Annotated in this window: 18 protein-coding genes; 13 read left to right on the top strand and 5 right to left on the bottom strand. The window is 63.8% G+C overall.

Translation table 11 applies throughout. From position 1 onward, the window contains the following. Window positions 1-172: 172 nt before the first annotated feature. Window positions 173-583 (bottom strand): putative quinol monooxygenase, encoded by a 411-nt coding sequence (locus tag Q0X68_RS07275; RefSeq protein WP_297749642.1) that lies wholly within the window; start codon window positions 581-583, stop codon window positions 173-175. Between Q0X68_RS07275 and Q0X68_RS13130 the strand changes: the two genes are divergently transcribed. Continuing rightward, window positions 558-1,025 (top strand): metalloregulator ArsR/SmtB family transcription factor, encoded by a 468-nt coding sequence (locus Q0X68_RS13130; protein ID WP_366127957.1) that lies wholly within the window; start codon window positions 558-560, stop codon window positions 1,023-1,025. The genes Q0X68_RS07275 and Q0X68_RS13130 overlap by 26 nt on opposite strands. Next, window positions 1,015-1,464 carry an SRPBCC domain-containing protein gene (locus Q0X68_RS07280; protein WP_297749645.1) on the top strand — a complete coding sequence of 150 codons (450 nt, stop codon included), beginning with the start codon at window positions 1,015-1,017 and terminating at the stop codon, window positions 1,462-1,464. The genes Q0X68_RS13130 and Q0X68_RS07280 overlap by 11 nt, the downstream gene beginning before the upstream one ends. Before the next feature lie 358 nt (window positions 1,465-1,822). On the opposite strand, the gene Q0X68_RS07285 is transcribed toward Q0X68_RS07280, so the two are convergent. After that, complete coding sequence (locus Q0X68_RS07285) at window positions 1,823-4,594, bottom strand: ATP-dependent RecD-like DNA helicase (protein ID WP_297749648.1); 2,772 nt, start codon at window positions 4,592-4,594, stop codon at window positions 1,823-1,825. Window positions 4,595-5,242: 648 nt separating this feature from the next. Between Q0X68_RS07285 and Q0X68_RS07290 the strand changes: the two genes are divergently transcribed. The 3 genes from Q0X68_RS07290 to Q0X68_RS07300 all read left to right on the top strand — a co-directional run bounded on the left by Q0X68_RS07290 (window position 5,243) and on the right by Q0X68_RS07300 (window position 7,169). Continuing rightward, window positions 5,243-5,575, top strand: coding sequence for a DUF3024 domain-containing protein (locus tag Q0X68_RS07290; RefSeq protein WP_102237427.1), 333 nt, complete (start codon window positions 5,243-5,245; stop codon window positions 5,573-5,575). A 187-nt stretch (window positions 5,576-5,762) separates the two neighbouring features. Beyond that, window positions 5,763-6,107 (top strand): sulfate permease, encoded by a 345-nt coding sequence (locus tag Q0X68_RS07295; protein ID WP_102237430.1) that lies wholly within the window; start codon window positions 5,763-5,765, stop codon window positions 6,105-6,107. 69 nt (window positions 6,108-6,176) lie between these two features. After that, the gene (locus Q0X68_RS07300; protein ID WP_297749657.1) at window positions 6,177-7,169 is read left to right on the top strand and encodes a DNA-processing protein DprA; all 993 of its coding nucleotides are present in this window, start codon (window positions 6,177-6,179) and stop codon (window positions 7,167-7,169) included. Window positions 7,170-7,295: 126 nt separating this feature from the next. Here the strand turns inward: Q0X68_RS07300 and Q0X68_RS07305 are convergent, their stop codons facing one another. Next, on the bottom strand, window positions 7,296-7,877 hold the full coding sequence (locus tag Q0X68_RS07305) for a TetR/AcrR family transcriptional regulator (protein ID WP_102237424.1): 582 nt from the start codon (window positions 7,875-7,877) through the stop codon (window positions 7,296-7,298). A gap of 39 nt (window positions 7,878-7,916) precedes the next feature. Between Q0X68_RS07305 and Q0X68_RS07310 the strand changes: the two genes are divergently transcribed. After that, window positions 7,917-8,354 carry a hypothetical protein gene (locus tag Q0X68_RS07310; RefSeq protein WP_146007793.1) on the top strand — a complete coding sequence of 146 codons (438 nt, stop codon included), beginning with the start codon at window positions 7,917-7,919 and terminating at the stop codon, window positions 8,352-8,354. Here the strand turns inward: Q0X68_RS07310 and mobF are convergent. Continuing rightward, the gene (mobF, locus tag Q0X68_RS07315; RefSeq protein WP_297749664.1) at window positions 8,351-11,890 is read right to left on the bottom strand and encodes a MobF family relaxase; all 3,540 of its coding nucleotides are present in this window, start codon (window positions 11,888-11,890) and stop codon (window positions 8,351-8,353) included. The two genes, Q0X68_RS07310 and mobF, sit on opposite strands and share 4 nt — an antisense overlap. Window positions 11,891-12,535: 645 nt before the next feature. Between mobF and Q0X68_RS07320 the strand changes: the two genes are divergently transcribed. From Q0X68_RS07320 to Q0X68_RS07335, 4 genes are all read left to right on the top strand, one after another. Next, entirely contained in the window at window positions 12,536-13,879 is a 1,344-nt protein-coding gene (locus tag Q0X68_RS07320) for an IS256 family transposase (protein WP_246958392.1), read from the top strand. A 212-nt stretch (window positions 13,880-14,091) separates the two neighbouring features. Then, the gene (gene erm, locus Q0X68_RS07325) at window positions 14,092-14,919 is read left to right on the top strand and encodes a 23S ribosomal RNA methyltransferase Erm (protein WP_297749666.1); all 828 of its coding nucleotides are present in this window, start codon (window positions 14,092-14,094) and stop codon (window positions 14,917-14,919) included. Further along, on the top strand, window positions 14,916-15,155 hold the full coding sequence (locus tag Q0X68_RS07330; protein WP_073717678.1) for a hypothetical protein: 240 nt from the start codon (window positions 14,916-14,918) through the stop codon (window positions 15,153-15,155). The genes erm and Q0X68_RS07330 overlap by 4 nt, the downstream gene beginning before the upstream one ends. Window positions 15,156-15,353: 198 nt before the next feature. Further along, window positions 15,354-16,589 carry an IS110 family transposase gene (locus tag Q0X68_RS07335; protein ID WP_170957839.1) on the top strand — a complete coding sequence of 412 codons (1,236 nt, stop codon included), beginning with the start codon at window positions 15,354-15,356 and terminating at the stop codon, window positions 16,587-16,589. Window positions 16,590-16,687: 98 nt separating this feature from the next. Here the strand turns inward: Q0X68_RS07335 and Q0X68_RS07340 are convergent, their stop codons facing one another. After that, window positions 16,688-17,203, bottom strand: a complete 516-nt coding sequence (locus tag Q0X68_RS07340) for a response regulator transcription factor (protein WP_297749677.1) — start codon at window positions 17,201-17,203, stop codon at window positions 16,688-16,690. Between the two features lie 526 nt (window positions 17,204-17,729). On the opposite strand from Q0X68_RS07340, the gene Q0X68_RS07345 reads away from it, so the two are divergent. The 3 genes from Q0X68_RS07345 (at window position 17,730) to Q0X68_RS07355 (ending at window position 20,033) form a co-directional block, all read left to right on the top strand. Beyond that, the gene (locus Q0X68_RS07345; RefSeq protein ID WP_255407897.1) at window positions 17,730-17,864 is read left to right on the top strand and encodes a hypothetical protein; all 135 of its coding nucleotides are present in this window, start codon (window positions 17,730-17,732) and stop codon (window positions 17,862-17,864) included. A gap of 376 nt (window positions 17,865-18,240) precedes the next feature. Continuing rightward, on the top strand, window positions 18,241-18,990 hold the full coding sequence (locus Q0X68_RS07350; RefSeq protein ID WP_255407898.1) for a SagB/ThcOx family dehydrogenase: 750 nt from the start codon (window positions 18,241-18,243) through the stop codon (window positions 18,988-18,990). After that, window positions 18,987-20,033, top strand: a complete 1,047-nt coding sequence (locus tag Q0X68_RS07355; RefSeq protein ID WP_106506939.1) for a hypothetical protein — start codon at window positions 18,987-18,989, stop codon at window positions 20,031-20,033. Before Q0X68_RS07350 ends, Q0X68_RS07355 begins: the two co-directional genes overlap by 4 nt. The last annotated feature ends 5 nt before the right edge of the window (window positions 20,034-20,038 follow it).

Genomic DNA, 20,038 nt, shown 5'->3' on the forward strand with positions numbered 1-20,038 from the left:
CAAAGGCTGTCGCATGGCTTCAAGGACATCGCGGCTGAACTCGGGCGCTTCGTCGCCAGATGGAAAGCACACCTCAGTGGAGCCTCAAGCCTAGTCCGATACTGCTCGCAAAACAGCACCGCAATGTGGCGCTCCAACGCATCAAGCGATCGCGTTCATCCGATCACGCCGGTCAGTGGGCTTCAGGCTGAACCTCGTCCGACTGGCTCTTCGGCAACGTGTGTGCAGGCAGAAATGCCGTGACTGGTCCGCCGCGCAGTCGTCTGCACATCTCGGGACTCAGCTCACCCACAATCTCGCCATGAACCTCGCCGGTTGCCAAGATGGCCTCAGTGAGGCTCGCGCCGATGTGCTCTCCGTGTTCGAGGAGCGCGGCTTCGTCCTCATACTCTTCAACGACCACCGCGCGAGTCCGCTCTTCGTTGACGTAGACCTCGTACCGAAGTGTCCCGCGATCCCTCTCGCGAGTGAGACGCAAGCACTCGGCGCTCAACTGTAGGAACCTCTCAGCTCGTCCCTCGTGGAATGCGAAGTGGGCGATGCCCAAGATTCGGCCCATGAACAGCTCTCTTCCTGTGGTCACGCGTAGCGGACCCAGCACGGGGTTGCCGCCACCGTACGATCCCAACTATCGTGTAAGTAAGTGCTTACACGAGGAGGTGAGGTCCACGCAAGACCTACTCGACCGACAGTTCGCCGCCTTGGCCGACGCGACCAGACGCGACTTGCTGACGCGCCTTCGACAAGGGCCAGCCACCGTCACCGAACTTGCAGGCCACTACCCCATGACCCGTGCCGGCATATCGCAACACCTCACCGTCTTGGAAAAGGCGGAACTACTCACTCGCACCCGCCGAGGAAAATGGGTCGAATGCCATCTGACCCAGACCGGGCTCGACCAAGCCGCTGCATGGCTCGAAGCACAACGAGCCGAATGGAACGACCGCCTCGATCGACTCGAAGACCACCTGAACGGACACTCACCCAGCACTACCGACTCAAAGGAGGCCACAGATGACCGATAAGACCAAGGGCTTCACACTCACTCGCCAGCTCGCCGCGTCACCCGATCAGATATGGGACGCTTGGACGAACCCACAAGAAATCGCCGCCTGGTGGCACCCCAAGGGAGCCCACACTCCTAGCGATAGCGTTTCCGTCGATCTCCGTGTTGGGGGCCGCTATCAATACGCCATGGTCAACGACGAAGACGGCACAACCGTCGTGACCGGCGGCGTCTACCTAGAGCTGGAGCGCCACTCACGACTCGTGTTCACCTGGGGCGAACCTGACGCGGACCCCGCGGACGCACCCGTGATCACACTGACGCTTACTCCCATGGGAACTGGCACGCTCCTGACCCTGGACCTGCGCGGCGTCGAAGGGCAGCCCGGCGACGGCTTCTTCTACGACGGATGGGTCTCGACACTGGAATCCCTGTCCGACTACGTCACCGAGCCCTGACTCACCCACCCATGGAGCGAGCCCAGACCTACCGAGACCGTACGGCCGACAGGTCTGGGCTCTGCGACCATTTGCGCCCACGGAGCCACGCTGATCGAATGGGCCACAAACCGAGCCATCTCCGCATTCGCTGTCCAGCCTGCCCCTTTGAATCACCGGAGAATCAGCCATGCGCGGGCGGTGTGGCATGCATTCCCCGACCTCGTCGCCAGATGGAAAGCACACCCCTACGGATGGGTCCACCGTACCGGGACTTCGAGCTACTCGCCACGGCTAGCTGCCGCACGGTGCCCGGGCAACGTGATTCGTGTGCACCCGGTGGCAAGCGCTAGGTCCATCAGTGATCCGATCCAGGCAGCTACGGTTTCTGACGCACCTTCTGTCGTTTGGGCACCTTGACTACCGGAACCACGCCGCGACGCCGCCGAAGCAGGTTCTCGTCCTTCTTGTTCTCGCGAACCTCCAGTCGGCTTAGGATCCGAGTCTGAGTGTCAGGCGTCCAGTAGACCTCGAGATGCTTTCGAGCCCGGGTAATCCCTGTATAGAAGATGCTGTGCGAGATGTTCTCTTCGTTGGCTTCCGTGATAACAACCTTCACCGAGTCAAACTCGAGACCCTGCGCCTTGTGGATCGAGACCGCGTAGGCAATCTGGAATGGCACGATGGTCGTCGTCGAGTCATCGTCCTCGTCCGTGTCTGGGCGCTCGATGACGTCGAACTGAACCACGGAGTCTTCAACGACGCGGAGGTTCGAGAGCATCGCCTCCATCGCTGTCACCTCACGCTCGAGCCCAAGGTCGACGTCGAAGGTGATCTTCCCGGGCACCTGGCTAATCCCAACAATATTGCCCTTCATGTTGTTGAAGATCAGCGGGCGGAAGCGATCCGTCTCATTGAAGAGCACCGGATCGCCAACCTTGTAAACAGCCTCACCCCAGACGTGGGCCGGGCTCGGGTTGCTCGCCTGAAGGAAGCGGTTAACGTTATTGATCCCGTACAATCCGTCGTAGTTGAGACAGAGCACGATCTCGTCGGCACCGTGTCGTGCGAAGAGCGACTCCCCTAGTTCTTTGGAGTACTCATTTTTCGACAGTGACTCTTCGATCCGGTCGTCAAGGTCACGCACGCGATCCCAGAGGGTCAGGAGCTCCTCGTCGGTCGTACGGAACGGGTGTGTCAATTCGTGTACTGACTCTGGTGGGATGTACGAGCGAATTGCGCCAAACCAGTTCCCGAACTCGATGGACTCGATCTGGTAGACATCACCCACCAGCACCAGCAGATCGAATTCGGTGTTGGCGAGCACCTCGAGGAATGCAGCGTTGCTGACCGTACTGCATTCATCGATGATGACGATATCGAAATGACCCGATGTGTCCCAGTCGCCCCGCACATGCTTCGAGATTGTGCTGAAGTGTTTGTTGGGAGCGTCGACGCGGCGCTTCAGGTTATCGACGGCCGGGTTGGTGTGTGCCAGGAAGAGCTTCCGCTCACTCTCGAAGTAGTTCGCGATGTGGTTGACCATCGTGGACTTGCCGGTGCCTGCGGCTCCGTAGATGAGGGCCACCTTCGAGTGGGAGAAGAGCTTCCGCAGGGCATCGGCCTTGATCTCATCGTCAACTTTCTGCGGGTCACCGTCCGGAAGTTTCGCGTTTTCGTCAAGCCATGCGGCGACGTCGTCCGCGTAGTCCTCGATGCCATTCGAGGCGATCTTCTGGAGCTGCTCGATGATCTCTACGGTGCCGTCCTCGTACCCGACGATGAACACGTGGCCGTTGGCGCGTTGGAGTTTGCGTGGGGCGTGCCGTGGTGTCGGTGGAAGAGCGGCGTTGTGGCGCCTGATCAGGTCGTCGATGTCCCCGAGGTCTTCGAGGTCGCTCTCGGGTGTGTAGATCATGCCGTGCTGCTCGACGTTGACGCGTACCCGTCGCGCAAGTAGCTCGTGCTTCCTGTTCGAAGAATCGATGCTAGCCGCGAGGTCAGCAAACCTCGGGTTGTGTTTCCGGGGCGACGTACAGTACGGCATCGTGTCGAACGGACGGCAGCCGCTTGAGACATTCAGGTTCGAGAGCCACCCGCACTGATTAACGTCGTACTGTGCCTTCAGGATTTGGTTGTTCATCCGGAGCATCAGGTAGCGCAAGAGTCGGGTGCCTGGACGGTTGTGCCCGATGATCGCCCTCGCCGCGTCCAGTGCAGGAAAGATTAGAGGCGTTCGCTGAGCGTTCGTGAGGACCCATGTCTTCACCTGGTTGTACACCTCGTCTGACGAGTCAAGGAGGTCGAGCAGACTGTGACGTGTCAGCGTTAGGTACCGCATCAGATTGCGGTACTCGACGTGTCCCGACTGCACCGTGGTCTGCTGTCCGAGGAGTCGAGCGAAGTTGTCGAACTCGCACGGTCGGATGGACACCGACCAGTCGCGCACGATGATGATCGGCATCGTCTGACCGAGCACGTCGATTGAGTCGTTCGCAAGCTCGAGTTGTGCAGCGTAGTAGTCGCTCACATCAATGTCGGTGAAGCCGATGATCCGATCAAACTTGCTTGTCCGGTTGTGGGCCAGGCTGAAGGTGACCTCGTAGTAGATTCGGTTGCCAATGAAGAACGGTCGAGAGCTGTTGATGTAGTAACGCTCGGTCTTGCCGGTCAGCAAGTCGTGTTTCGATGCCTCAATCCGGCCAGCAATCTTCTCGTAGTACGCGCGGAGTGCCGGATCCTCGTGAAGCGGAAACTGCTCGAGATTCCGGAGGATGTCCAGGCCGAGGTGCTGCTTCGCGAGGTCGCGTGTGCGTAGCAGGTACTCGTAGTATTTGAGCATCAGGCGCTCTGAGGGGTCCCGGTCGAGTGTGTAGTGCGAGACACTGATCTGGAGCAGGCTGTGGAAGCGCGTCAACAGTCGATAGCGGGCATCACCGTTCACTGCGTCCCGAGCAGCATCAAACTCCGTCTGGTAGTTGTACGTCACCGTCCGATCTGGGACGTGCGCATAGACGACCAAGCCCTCGACCAGATGGCGCAAGTATTGCAGCAGGTTCTGTGACAAGAATCCACGGTCGGTCGTGATTGCCGAGATGTTCTGGTCGATCGCGTTGCTCGAGTCCAGAACCTGCTGTTCTACCGTTGCCATGCTGAGCGACCTTCCGATAGGGACTGGGGCACTAGCTTGCTGAGCGATCGCGATCGCTTCCAGCCAGCGGGGCGTGACCTCACTTGACGGCCTCCTCCAGAGCCAAGATATGACGTGCAACTGCTGTCGGGTCGCGACTCTCCGCCGCGACCACGTCGATCTCTCCTGTGTAGGCATCGTTGCGGCCGCAAGCGGCAAGCTCCCTGGAACCGCCGAATCGCCATAAGCCTATGATCGCGCCTGTGCCGCGAGGATGCCTCGCGGCACGCGGATGTGACCAGGTGATCGGGTTCATGTGCTCGCCCCACGCCTCTGGGACGACATGCGGACGAGGCACCACGGAGCTTCCTGCACGGCATGGGTCATGCGGAACGGCCGCCATGACGTACTATTCCTGCTGACCTTGGATCCTGTGACTTCGAGTCGAGCCAGCGAAGCTATCGCCAGGTGGAGCCTTGCGCCGTCTTCACCTGAATCTCGACCACCCGACCGTTATCCGGGTCGGCGGGGATGGGACTGCCTTCACACTGTCCGCACCAACGTGAGCTACTTCGGGCCAGCTCCGCCGCAACGTGATGCTCCCCGATGGACTTGCCCTGCCGCCACAGCTTCGAGGCTACCGAGGAGCTCGGATAGCAGAATGGACGTATGGCGATGCCCGAGACCGACCTGCTGCGCATCGGCCGCTGGTGCCGTGAACGCGTGCCCGAGCACCTGTGGGATCAAGTGCGGGTAGAAGCCGAGATTGCCGACCGGCACGTCACGATCATCGAGACGAGGCCGCCCTGGGACGGGCAGGGAGACTGGACACGGTTCCCGGTCGCGCGCCTGCGCTATACCGTCAAGACTGGGCAGTGGAGCATCTACTGGCGCGACCGGTACATGAAGTTCCACGAGTACACCCGCAAGCGTCCGACGAAGAACGTCCAGTCACTGCTCGACTACATCGGCAGCCACCAGGATCCAATCTTCTGGGGGTGAGAGCCCAAGCGGGTCATGTCACCAAGCACCGGGACTCTTCCAACGCAACGTCAACGGCGGTATCTTGTGGGTAGGCGGCCTCCACCTGCGTGACCCACCGCCGGACGTGGTGGGACGACCAGCTGGCTTCGGCCGGAGCGGTCCTTCTCGATTCCTTGTCGCCGGAGACGAGGAGAGGACTGTGCTCATGTTTCGCCTGATCTGGATCGTCAGCATCCACACGCGTGACTTCCTGCGCCGCTACATGCCGACCAACATCGTGTTGGACAAGCTCCGCAGGCGACGCGGGCTGAAGTGGGGCGTCCCGGCGATGATGCTGGCCATCCCGTACCTCGGGGTCGCGAACATCCTGACGATTCTCATCGACCGCGGTGCGCCGGGGTGGTTCCACCTGCTGGTGCTGCTGTCCATTTGGAACGCGTTCAAGTTCCTAGTGATGGGCCCGGTAAGCGTGGTGTTGTTGGTGCGAGCCCGCGCTGCTGAGCGTCGCGAGCGGCGCTTGCCGTCGCGTTCACCAGCACCGACGGCCTGACCGCCTCGCGAGGCTCGCGGGCTGCGTTGGCGCACCTTCTCGGCGAAGTCCGGTCGAGGAGGAGCCGTCATGTCTGGTGTTGCTGGTCTTGGTGTTGATGAACGTCGTGCCCGGGTGGTGCTGTCGTTGTTGGCCGAGCCCGACGATGCAACGACTGGTCGTCTGCTACAGCAGCGGGGTGCTGTCGAGACTCTGAGGCTGCTCGACAGTGATGCCGCAGTTCCGGGTCTGAGCCGGGTGGATGCACAGGTGTGGCGTGACCGGCTCTCTCCACAGGAGGTCGAGCGGCTCAGTGAGCGGTTGCGGACGGTCGAGAACGGGGGCTTCGCCACGTTGATTGCGGGTGACGTGGAGTGGCCGCGGGCTTTGGATGATCTTGGGGAGCGTGCCCCGTATGTTCTGTTCGTGCGTGGCGCGACGTCGTTCCTCGCGCGCCCGTTGGAGGACCTGGTCACCGTGACCGGTTCTCGTGCGTCCACGTCTTATGGTGAGCGGGTCGCCAGCGAGTTGGCTGGTGATCTGGCGAGTCGGGAGCGCCTGTTGGTCGCTGGTGGTGCTTTTGGGGTCGAGGGTGCAGTGCATCGTGGAGCGTTGGCTGCTGGTGGTGACACGATCGCGGTGCTGGCCGGAGGCGTGGACCGGCTCTACCCTCGCGGGCATCACGACCTGCTGAACCAGGTCGCTGATGTCGGTGCCCTGGTGAGCGAGCTGCCTCCCGGGGCTGTGCCGACGCGGCATCGCTTCCTAGCTCGCAATCGGCTGCTTGCTGCCTTGTCTGGCACAACGGTGATCGTCGAAGCGGCCGCACGATCAGGAGCCTTGGGCGTGACCCGAGAAGCGCATCGCTTGGGTCGTGATGTCGCAGCGGTGCCCGGGCCGGTTACGAGCGTGTCGAGTATTGGCACCCACGAGCTTCTCCGCGCAGGAACTGCCCGGCTGGTGGCCTCGGCGAACGACGTCGAGCACCTTCCGCCTCAGCATCTCCAGGAACGGGCGGAACTGTCTGCCGATTTCCAACGGCGCAACGCACCGGTATCCGAGTCGCCCGGCCGCTCGATGTAGTGCCGACGCGTAGCGACATCGACCAGGCGCCCCGGCCTCGAACCCCCGAGAACATGAGGGCCATCAACAAGCCCCCTCCGCGGGCCCGCGCCACGGCCACAGCTACGGGCAGATATTCCTGGGCGTTCACACGTCAGTAGCGCCGACGGCAGCGTGTATCGCCGCGTCAGCGGCGTCCCAGTCTCCTGTGACGAGCCCGTAGTGCAGTGCCCCGCGGTACCGGATCATCAGCATTTTCATCCGCGAAGCAGCCTCGTGCGCATCAAGGCCGCGGGTCTGTAGATGACTGGTGATCGCGTCGGTCCACTCGTGGTCGAGTTCGTGGAGCATGGTTCCGTACGTGTCGGGGTCGCGGATGGCTAGGGCGGCGAGTTCGAAGTACAGCGCGAGGAAGGGCCGCGCTTGCTCCTGCTTCTGCTCCTCCCACATGCACCTGACCACATCACCAAGGGTCACGGCGCCCGGACTGGGCTGTTGGTCTGGAGCAAGTGCCTTCGCGAGTGTGGGTTGCTGGTGGCGGAGGTGCCGGATGGCCTGGGTGATCAGCTTTTCCTTGCTGCCGAAGTGATACAGCAGCGTTCGCGGCGAGACTCCCAACTCCGCAGCGAGTGGCCGCAGGGTGACACCGGCGATACCGCGCGCCTGCAGCACCTGAGCTGAGGCGTCAAGCAGGTCACTGGTGCGCTGAGGGTTCTTTGGGCGAGCCACACCCTATTCTTACCACAGTCGTTTCAGTAATATGGTCGCATGCCGCCTACCGCTCCTCCCCCACTGCTCAGCCGGCGCGACGTGCTCGTTGCCGTTGGGTATGGCGTCGTGATCTGGGTGATCGCCACCGGGCTGCTTGTCACGGCAGGTACAGTCCTCGTCCCTGACGCCGGGGCCTGGAGTGGCGTACCGGTGATCATCGTGTTCGGTCTGCTCGCTCTCGGTGTCGCCATGGTCGGCTACCTGTTGTTCCGTAAGCGCCGCGATGATTCGTTGATGCTCCGGCTGCTGTTCGGTACCACGATCTCAGCAACCGGGCTCCTACTGGATGCCATCGTGTACGGAGCCGCCGCCGGTCAGTACCCGACGCTTTCAGGGAACCAGCAAGGCCCGGTCGCGTTTTTCCTCGTCCTCGCCTACGGCCTCCTCCTGATCGCACCCCACCTCTGCGCGCAACGTGCCCCAGACGCCCGCTAGACCAATTGGCGAGACGCCTGCGGTGCGGGGCGCCGGCGCTCGTCGTGGATGGTCGGGCGGGCCAGCGTTCGTAGTGCTGTTTCGGCTCGGGCGCGGTCGATCTTCTGCGCCGTGCCTTCCGGTTGGGCGCCGAGCGGGGCCGGGTCGGTGATCTGGTACCGGTCCCGGTAGGCGGCTACAACCAGGGCGCGGCGTCGCCATTGCCGCCGTTCCCGCCCGCCGGCGGGTATCGGACCGAGTGCTGTGGTCCAGGGTTCTTGCGTGTGGAGGGCGGTGTCAAGGACGGCTTCTGCTCGGGTTTCGATGAGGTGGCGGCGCTCGGTCAGGGCTTGTTGCATGTCGGGGGTCATGGGGCCGGTGGCTTCGGGAATCAGGCCGGCGATGAGACGCGGGGCCTGGCGGGTGCGGCCGGATCCGGCGGGTCGGGTGGTGGCGTTGGCGAGGCGGTGGTGGATGACGGAGGCGATGTCGTCGGCGTCGGCGAACCTGCGCGCCTTGATGAGGCGTGGCAGGAGGGTGTCGACGTTGTGGTGGTTGGCTTCCGCCCGGCGCAGTTCCGCAGTCAGGGCGCCGAAAGCGTCGGAGTCGATGACGGCTTGCGCTTGATCGGTAGTGAGGCCGCTGGTGGTGACGAGGGTGGTCCAGCGGTCGTGTTGGGCTGCGGCGGCGATGGTTTCGTATTCGGCGGCGAGTTGGGCGATCGAGCCCCACCGGTCCTGCTCGGCGGTGATGGTCTCGTGCGCCGACAGCTCAGCACCGCTGTGTTGGAGCACGCCGTAGAGGACCGTGCGGGCGGTGGCGTCGGGATTGTCGCCCGGATGCGCCGTGGCGTGATCGTCAGGGCGGTCGAGGATGACGTAGGCCTGGTTCGATTCCCGTCCGCGCGTCATCGCGACATACAGGTTCTCCCTGGTGGTGGTGGGTTCGACGAGGACGTGGGCGGTGTCGGTGGTGATGCCTTGGGCGCGGTGGGCGGTGACGGCGTAGCCGAGGTCGACGTGCTCGGCCACGTAGTCGGCGGGCACGACGATGCTGTTGCCGAACCGGGCCCCGGGTGGGCGGATCGTGACCGAACCATCGCCGCGCACGGCGGCGATGGTCCAGGTTTGGCCGTTGCGGATCCAGCCGTGCCGGTTCCGTAGCCGCCGGTCGTTGTGGCGGGTGATGATCGTGTCCCCCACGCCCGCCATGGACCCGTCGGACAGGGTGATTTCGGGGCCGGGCTTCAGCGTGCCGTCCAGGATGAGGTCGGCGCGGGCGCGGACGTTGAGGGCGGTGACGTTCTCGCGGGTTTCGGCGATCAGCACCGACACCAAACCCTGCTGCCGGTCTCGGCGCCAGGCGGTGTAGGCGGCATCGGCCATGGCCTCGGCGTCGCCGTCATGGATGCGATTGTGTGCCAGGTAGGTGTCGATGACCGGGGTGCGGCCGTGCCGCAACTCCAGGGACGCGGTCTTCTCCCAAGCGTGGGTGAAGCGGTGGACATCGACCAGCTCGGGAGCATCGTCGCGGTCGTGGATCAACAGGCTGAACGCACCGCCAGCGTCGACGGATTGGAGCTGGGCGTAGTCACCGACCAACAGCACCTTCGCCCCCGCCTCCTCCGCTGCCTGCGTGATCCGGTCCAAGGACAGGGTGCCGGCGAGGGAGGCTTCGTCGATGATGACCAGCTGCCCGGCCTTGAAGCTGGCGCCGGTGTGTTGGTGGGTGGTCCACCACTTCGCCGTGTTCTCCGTGGCGATCCCCAGATCATCGGCCAGCACCTGCGCCGCCACCGCCGACGGCGCCAGCCCCACCACCGACCCAGCACCATGCGAGGCCTCCCACGCCCGGCGCAAGGCGTTCATCGCGGTCGTCTTCCCGGCCCCCGCCGGCCCCACCAACACATCCACCACCCGGCCCGACACCGCGACCGACGCCAAAGCTGACGCCTGGTCGGGACCGAGCACCCGCCCCTCGGCATCGGGCTTGCTCGTGATGGTCTCGACGGTGGCGAGGTCGATGCTCGGGCCGGTGGTGGTGCGGGCCCGTTGCAGGAGGCGGTCCTCTGCCGCGAGGAGGGTGTCGGAGGAGAACTCGGTCGAGTGCTTGGGCCGAAACACCGAGGTGCCATCGGGACGGCGGAACTCCACCGGACTGGTCACGAGCTCGGGTGGGGTCAGGCGCAGGGACGCCTGTTCGGCGGCGTCAGCAACCATGGCGGTGATGACTTCGCGGTCCTCGACGGTGGCGAACCGCCACCCCATCGTCTGGCGCGCGGCTTCGGCCATCAGGTTCCAGCGCCGCCACGTCGAACGCTTCTCACCAACCACCTCAACCACCGACCGCCCCACCTGCCCGATCAGATCCAACGGCACATCATCAGCCCGCAACAGCAACTGCCGCTCCCCCGCCGTGACGCTCCGCGCCCACGCGGTGGCATCCGTGCCGAGCTGCTGACTGGCGCGGGTGCGCCACTCGGCTGTTAGCTCCGCCAAGGATCGGACCTGCTTCTCTGGGCGGGTCGCGAGCGTGGCCTGGGCGCGCAGTTTCATGATGGTCGCCGGCGACGGGCGTTTGCCGTGCTGGGTCACGTAGTCAGCAATCAGCGCGTCGGTCGCCTCGTTGATGTGCCGGGAGCGGGTCGAGAACTCCGCCACCAGTTCCTCGGGGACGTCGGTGATCGCCCATGACGGGTTCCGGTCACGGCCCATCTCCCGCGGCTCCCAGCTCACGCCGAACGTGCGGGTCATGTGATCGGCGAACACGGCCTCGTGCAGCTCCGACAACGCGACCACCGCGGCATGCATCGGACGCCCATCCAGACTCCGCCACTTCCCATCCAACACCGTGCGGGCCTTGTTGCTGATCACCACATGCGTATGCAAGTGCGGGTCCCCGGCGCGGGAATCGAAGTGATCAAACGCCGTCGCGATCAAACCGGTGACGTCGACCTGTGCAACCGCGCCATCCCCAGCAGTTGCACCCGTGCGGGTGGCTGCAACCTCGCGCTCCATGAACGCAACCACCGCCGCAACCGCCTCATGATGGGCTTGCGCAATCAACGCCTGCGTCCCCGCGTCCGCAACCGCCCACAACACCGACGCCGACTTCGGCACACTGAACGTGAAATCAAACCCCGCCACCGCACGCCGCGACCCCCGCGCAGCCTCCTCCGCCTCAATCTGCGCAACGACCCGCCCCCGCTCCACCGCCCCCAGGGCAGGGTCCAGCTGCGCGACACGGTCCGCGACCCGCTCCGCCCTCGAGCTGTACACCGGATACGCCCGCCCCAACGGCACACCAGTAATCGGATCCCGCCCCATCCCCACCAGCAACTGAAGCTGCGCCTCCGACACCTGCGCACCAGGGGCAAGTTCACCATGCCCCAGGCCGGTGACGCCGGAACCGAGCCAACGCCCCGGCGGGGTGCCAGCCTCGGCGTAGTAACGGGTCAACGGAGTCGACAGCGACCGGTCACCATCACCAGCCGCCACAGTGCGCAGCAGATATTTGTAACCATCACCAGCCGACATCACCCGCATCGACACCGTCACGCCGAACCACCCCTCTCGCGGAAAGGTGCTCGCGTCCTGGATGTGAGAGAGGGGGTGGCCGTTGCGGCCACCCCCTCGGCGGCGTCGCCGCCAACCTCCTGGATCTTTTCGCACTCTGGAGGTTTTGCCGTCCGCCGAAGTCTCGGGAACGCCACCCCGTTGCCAGGATGGAATGCGCCACGTGGCTACGCCGCGATGCGCTTCTCGCTTCTCAGGGTTCCAGCCGTGAGGTTATCCACGGACCTACGGCCCCTCCACGAGCGTTTTACGACTCCCACCTGCCGCAGGCGTCGTCCAGCAGAGAAAGCGTCGGCATGCCGACCACCTCCTTTTGGGTGCGACGTTCAGTACGTCGCACAGTCAGAGTACCGGCCCGGCGATCTAAGCAAACCTCGATCTGCAAGAGGCGTGGCGTCTCTGTCGAGGTCTCTCACGGAGTGAGTCTCGATGTTGCCGAGGCTCTGCGACCGTGGGTAGCTCGGGATTCGTTCTTGCCAGCATCGATATGGATTTCCGCGTCTTTGAGCAGAGAGGGGATATTGAGACGCTTACCGGCAGTGGGGGGGCCTGTCAAATGGTGTGTGTAAGGGGTGTGGCACCACCCCCTGAAGGAGACACACTGTGACGATTGACGCCATGCCGAAGATGAGCGCCGAGGAGCGCGCTGAGCGTCGTAGAAAGCAGGCCGAGCTCGCGGCCGAGCTCAAGACCACCGGAGCCCTGGATGAGGTTTTCGCCCGGATCGATGCCGGTGAACCGCTGACCGGAGACGGCGGGGTGCTGGGCGGGATGCTCAAGGCCGCCCTGGAGCGTGGCCTGGAGGCCGAGCTGAGTGAGCACGTGGGCTATGAGAAGGGCGCGGTCGATGCCGCCGACCACCCGAACTCCCGTAACGGGTACTACGCCAAGACCGTGACGAGCGAGGTCGGGGACATCGAGCTCGCGATCCCGCGCGATCGGGCCGGGACCTTCACCCCGATGCTGGTAGGCAAGGGTCAGCGCCGCCTGGACGGGGTCGACGGGATGATCATCTCGCTGTACGCCGGCGGGATGACGCTGCGCGACATCTCCCACCACCTAGCCTCCACGGTCGGGGTGGACGTGAGTCACGAGACGATCAGCAAGGTCGTGGACTCCATCGCCGAGGAGGTCCTCGCGTGGCAGCGCCGTCCGCTGGAGTCGCTGTACCCGGTGATCTACCTCGACGCGATCATGGTCAAGGTCAAGGACGGCTCTCACGTGGTCAACAAGGCCGCCCACATCGCCGTCGGCGTGGACATGGACGGCATCAAGCACGTCCTGGGGATCTGGGTCCAGACCCACGAGGGCGCGAAGTTCTGGGCCCAGGTCTGCGCGGACCTCGCCAACCGCGGGGTGCGCGATGTGCTGATCGTGTGCTGCGACGGGCTGACCGGCTTTCCCGAGGCGATCGAGGCGACCTGGCCGCTGGCCACCGTGCAGACCTGTGTGGTCCACCTGATCCGCGCCGCGATGCGGTTCGTGTCCTACGGGGACCGCAAGGCCGTCGCCACGGCGCTGAAGCCGATCTACACCGCCGCCAGTGAGGACGCGGCTCTGGAGGCGTTGGAGGCATTCGAGGCCGGCCCCTGGGGCACGAAGTACCCCGCCGCGGCGCGGACGTTCCGGGCGGCCTGGGAGCGGTTCATCCCGTTCCTGGCCTTCCCGCCCGAGCTACGCCGCGTCATCTACACGACGAACGCGATTGAGTCGCTGAACTACCAGCTGCGCAAGGTCACCAAGAACCGCGGCCACTTCCCCAACGACGCCGCCGTGGTCAAGCTGCTGTGGCTGGCGATCTGCAACATCGAGGACAAGCGAGCCCGGGAGCGCGAGAAGGAACGCGGCCTACCCGCCGCTGAACGCCGAGCCCCCGGACGCCTCATCGAAGGATCGGTAACCACGAACTGGAAGGCCGCCCTCGGCCAACTCGCCCTCGTCTACCCCGAACGAATCGAACCCTACCTGTAACCCCCGTCACACCCCTTACACACAGGGATTGACAAGCCCCAGTGGGGTCGCCTACGCTAGTGGGCATGTTGTTCTACGGCACTGCTTCGCTGCGTCTGCGCAGCCGCTAACGGCGGAGAGCACCCTCCACAGGTTGTTGCTCCCGCCCCCGGTGATCACGGCCGGGCGGCTCTTTCAGCGTGCCCGGCTCCGCAACAACCACGGAGCAAACAGTGCCTACCTATCGAGGTGGCCGTCATGAGCACGGCCAGAACTTCCTGACTGGCCCATCCACCATTGCCACGATCACACGGCTCGTGGCTGCCACCGAGGGCCCGATCATCGAGATCGGCCCCGGTGACGGAGCACTCACCACCCCGCTGGCCCAGCTCGGGCGACCGGTGACAGCCGTCGAGATCGACACCAGGCTCGCCCAACGCTTGACCCAACGGCTCCCGTCGCACGTGGAGGTCGTCGCCGACGACTTCCTGACCTACCGGCTTCCCACGTCTGCGCATGTGCTCGTCGGCAACCTGCCGTTTCACCAGACCACGGCCATACTGCGCCGCATCCTGCACTCCCCGGCATGGACCGATGCAATCGTGCTCGTGCAATGGGAAGTCGCGCGGCGCAGAGCGGGCGTCGGCGGTGCCACGATGATGACCGCGCAATGGGCGCCTTGGTTCGAGTTCACGCTGCACAGTCGTGTTCCCGCTCGCGCGTTCACCCCGCGTCCGGGAGTCGACGGCGGAATCCTCACCATCCACCGTCGCGAACATCCGCTGCTGTCCCCGACACGGCGACGCCACTTCCATGCCCTGGTCCACCGCGTCTACACCGGCCCCGGCCGCGGGCTTGCACAGATCCTCGCGCGCACCACCTCACTCGGGTCACCACAGACCGCACAGGCGTGGCTGACACGCCACGGCATGACCGCTGCAGGACTCCCGAAGGACATGCCCGTCGAGGCATGGGTGGACCTGTTCAAGACCACCGGTTCTTCACCGCCTGCACACCGTGCGCGGACGCAGCAGGTGAAGTCGAGGAGACGCCGTCGATGACCATCGCAGCGCAGCGCCAGGCCTGCGTCTGCAAGGAAGAGATCGGTAATTATCGGCACACTGCGATCTATCGGGCGATCTCTCCCGAGGACACGCCGGTGACCAACGCAGTCTCCCATGTGGTGTGGTGGCCGGACACGTTGATCGAACAGAGTTGCTGCATGGCCCCAAGGAGGCGACAGGATGCATACCTGGTACGGATCGGCAGCCCCGTTACCTTGCTGGTGACCCCGTAGGGCGGGGTTACGGTCGCCGGGCCCGGCATGACTTACTGCCCCTGTCGCACGAATGATCCGGGGGGGGTGTTGTCACCGGGCCTGGTGGCGCCAGCCGACCGCTGATAGGGACACGGCCCAGCAATGAGGTCTCTTCGTAACGTGGGTGCCGGCAGCTGACGCATCACCAACCATGGCGACCGTCGCTTCGATGCAAGGATGGTGGTCATCATGGAACAGATCGGCTTCGACATCTGGTGCGGGTTGGACGTGGGCAAACAAGCCCACTACGCCTGCGCGCTGGATACTGCCGGCAAGAAGGTCTTCGACAAGCCTCTGCCGCAAGACCAGGCCAAACTCGAAGACTTGTTCACCAAGATCCAAACCCATGGACGAGTGCTGGTGGTCGTGGACCAACCGAACACGATCGGCGCGCTGCCAATTGCGGTCGCGCGCTCGATGGGCATCACGGTTGCCTACCTGCCCGGGTTGGCGATGCGACGCGCCGCCGACCTCTACCCCGGCAACGCGAAGACCGACGCCCGTGACGCGTTCATCATCGCCGACACCGCCCGCACGATGCCCCACACCCTGCGCCGCGTCGACGCTGGCGAGGAAACCCTCGCCGAACTCAAGGTATTGGTCGGCTTCGACGAAGATCTTGCGGCCGAGGCGACGCGGTTGTCGAACCGCATCCGAGGCCTGCTCACCCAGATCCATCCCGCACTCGAACGCGTTGTCGGACCGAGGTTGACCACCAAGCAGGGCTTGGCGGTGATCGAGCAGCTCGGCGGCCCGCAAGGCATGGCAGCCGCATCGAAGTCCAAGCTGCTGCGCATCATCACCAAGGCCTACCCCCGCAACGCCCCACCCTTCGCCGACGCCATCACCACCGCTCTCGGCGAGCAGACCGTCGTCGTTGCTGGCACGGCTTCGGCAGAACAGGTCCTGCCGAAGCTGGCCGCGTCGTTGCGTCAGGTCCTGGACCAGCGCGCTGAGCTCGCGGTCCAGGTCGAGAAAGTGGTTGATGCTCACCCTCTTGCCGAGGTCCTGACCTCGATGCCAGGCGTCGGGGTCAGGACCGCAGCACGGATCCTGCTCGACGTCGGCGACGCCTCACAGTTCCCCACCGCCGGCCACCTGGCCGCCTACGCCGGCCTAGCACCAGTCACCCGACGCTCCGGAACCTCGATCCGCGGCGAGTTCCCCGCACGATCCGGAAACAAACACCTCAAACGAGCCCTCTTTCTGTCCTCATTCGCAGCCCTCAGATCCGACCCCATCAGCCGGGCCTACTACGACCGCAAACGCGCCCAGGGCAAGAAGCACAACGCCGCCCTCATCTGCCTCTCGAGACGCCGGTGCGACGTCCTGTTCGCGATGATCAAGAACCGAGAGCCCTACCGGGCTCCCGCGCCGGCCCCAGACCCCTCACCAATGCCCCTCGCTGCTTGACAAGAACATAGGGACCCCCAAGAGCGGAAGGCCAGCCTTGACACTGCACCAGAAAAGGAATTTGGACTCGACCGCGCCGCTTCTCTGAGCAGAGGAACTTACGTTGAAGTGTGCTCAACGGGGTCGTTAGCCATGAGCGGGAGGCGAACGTTTTCCTGGCACATCTGCCAAGCCACGACCTGGGATCGTGAACTCACATTGAGCTTTCTGAAGAGGCGTCGAATGTATGTCTCGACCGTGCGCTCGCTTAGCCCAAGTCGCACCCCAATCTGATAATTAGTTAGACCCTGAGCGACGAGACGGGCAACCTCTTGTTCTCGTGGGCTCGGCGCAGCATGCGCCCCAGCTTGACGGCCGTCAAGGGAATTCGGTTCTAGGCCGAGGGAGACAAAAGCTCGATAGTGATCCTCGAGGGCAACAATAACTTTAAGTTCTTCGAGTTCGGCGAGTGCTTGACGTCCGCGTTTTTCAGAGAACGTGAGGAGTGGAAGCAACGCAGTCAGTCGAAACGGACTGCCTGAGATGCTCGCGGCGACCGCCACTGCGACGGCATCATCTGAGAGTCCACCAATTTCGTCCACCAGTTTGAGACCCAAGCCGACGCGTTCTCGCATGCAGTCAACCACCGCGCAAATACGGGGCCAGTCAAATTCCTCGCCCTCGTTTCGCCTCATGCACTCTGTAAGAGCATCGCAAAATGGCTCTAGGTTAACGAGACCCTTGACCTCAGAAACTCTCTTAGAGGCTGCTGCACGATGAAAACGCTTCGTCACAATCGGCCCTTCCAGTGCCGCTATCCGAGGGTTCCCCAAGAGAAGATCGTGCGTTGGTCCTGCGTTCGCGATCCGGAGCCGCAGATTGACGTAGACCCTTGCGCACCACAGCTCAGGCTCGGTGAACGCTCTTCGCTCCACCGCACAGCAGCTCGCGGGTTCGAGAGCTTCGTGCTCGCGTCGGCAACAGTCCCCATGCCGCATACATACAGGCCAACCCGTATCATTGTCAACCATAGCCCCGTCCGTGCATTCCCGGACTACAACTGTGCCTTGCCACGTACCTACGGTGAGAATGCGAGAAATCGCAGCTCCGACTTTCCGGGCGAACAGCGTCCGGAGGAGTGCAGATCAAGGAGGTTGAGTCATGCGTCTCACCAGCACCGAAATCGCCGAGCAGCGGACGCTCGCGCACAACGACGACGCCGGCGTGCAGATGGTGGTCCCTGCGGGCACCACTGGCACCACGACCGCCGCGGTCGTCACCGTCGACGACGAGTGAGTCGACGCCACCGTTGACACGCTCGCACCCGTGCGGGCGCGCCAACGGAGTCGGCCTCTGGGGGCGGTACTCGCTCCCAGAGGCCGATGCCCCGGCACATGTGTCGCCGAAGGCTGGCAGAGAACTTAGAGGAGGACATATGCCGGACAGATTCACTCGTGAGACAACGAGCCACGCAGCACAAGACTCCGCGGAGGCAGACAACGGCCCTCGCCTGTCGTCATCTGAGCTGAGGCATCTCGCCATCAACAACGGCTACAAGACTTGGCAGCCGTCCATTCAGTCAACCGGACTACGCTCATCTGAGTTGACACATCGAACCCTGGGGCAGGGGCCGAGTAGCCGAATCGCGGAACAGTACCTACTCGCTTCCCGAATGGTGCGAGGCGACGTGAGAGTACAGATTTCCACACGCCCCTACTTCAACGATGACGGCCTGCGAACAGTCTCACTCATCGGCCAGGAAGATGCTCATCCCGACGATGTGGTTCCTCTTCCGTCTCCACAGGCCATAGACACGACTCTCGGTAGCGCTGTCGCGGGACGACGCAGCCGCCGCTCCTTCGCATCAGAAGAGATGTCCCTCCAGCAGCTCACCGACATCATCGGGCACAGCATCGCTGAAACCGGACGGGCCCGCGTAGAACTCAGCGACGGCGGCCAAGTCCAGTTCCCTCTCTATGCGGCGGCCAACGGCGGGGGCCTCAGACCGATCGACGCGTACGTACTGCCCCTACGGGTCGAGGGCCTGGCCCCGGTCGTTCACCGGTACGACAAGCGACGTCATGCACTGATACGCACGCCTAATGCTGGCGATGCGGCACGCATCGTTGACACCTGCATCTCCCCACCCGACCAGGATCACCTATCGCGCGCCTCAGCCGTCTTCATTCTTGCTGGTCGCCCGTGGCGGTCGATGCGGAAGTACGGAGCCCGGGGGCTGCGGTTCCTGTTTGTCGAAGCCGGACACGTTGCCGCGTCCATGGGATTGGCCGCATCCGCACTCGAGTTGGGAGCCGTGGAGTGCGGAAGCCTGTGTGACGATGAGGTGCATGACCTTCTCGGCATCGACGGGCTTTTTGAAACCTATATTCATTCCGTCATTGTTGGGAGGAGAACTTCGTGAGCACGCAAGAGAACAGTTTTTATGGCGTCAAGAACCGCTACTCGGTGGTCGTTCATGATGTCAACCGGGTGGAGTTCCGACAGGGGGTCTGGAACCCGACCTCCACTACACTGACCGACGACTCGGAGTCAGGCAAGCTCGTCTCCACCATCGAATTACTCGACGGTAAGCACACCATTGGTGAGATCGCAAAGAGCACGGGACAAACAAACGAAGACATCCGAGCGGTAGTAGAATATCTCGAAGAGAAGGAGATCGTCTCCGCTGAGGCCGACAACTATCTCGACCAGTACGTCGACCTGGTCCAAGGTCGACGTTCCTCTCTTCGTGAATGTCTCGAACCCGTGGTCATCGTGGGCCCGGCCGAGGTTACCGGCCCTCTGCAGACGGGCTTGGCACAGACAGTGCCCGACTTGGAGATCGCACTCGCCGATGAGGACCATCCCCTGGCATCACTGACTCACGCTGACTCAGCGTGGCTGGAGGACGGTCTGGAGTTCTATCGCCAAATACAACGGTTCGAGGAGTTGCGCGGGAGCTTTGTCATCTATGCCGAGGCAGTGGCCGATCCGGTGAAGACCCGAATCGTGGACCGTGTCATGGACCATCTCGGGGTGCCGTGGCTCTACGGTGTGGTCGACGGCCCGTTCGTTCTCGTGGGCCCGACTACCGTGTCGAAGCGCACCCCTTCCTGGGATGCCTATGAGACGCGCATGCTGATGAACCTGCGTGAAAGCGCCTCGTACCAGTCCTATAAGAAGGCCCTCGCGCAAGGCCGCGTCAACCAGGACAAGGCGTTCGAAGTGCAGCCGGTGCTCGCCCAGCTCCTCGCCGCCCACCTCCTGCCGGAAGCCGTGTCGTGGGTGACCACAGGCACAGCAGGAACCCTGTCACACGCCTACTCATTCTTCGCCCCGACCTCCGAGTTCGCTGTTCACGAGATCCTGCCCCTGCCCGACAGCACCGTCGGCATGCCGGTGGCAGAACGCGATGACTTCGAGCTGTACTTCGGGACACGGACGCTGGAGGAGATCGCAGAATGACACCC

The sequence above is a fragment of the uncultured Tessaracoccus sp. genome (assembly GCF_947286155.1).
Classification (GTDB): Bacteria; Actinomycetota; Actinomycetes; order Propionibacteriales; family Propionibacteriaceae; genus Arachnia.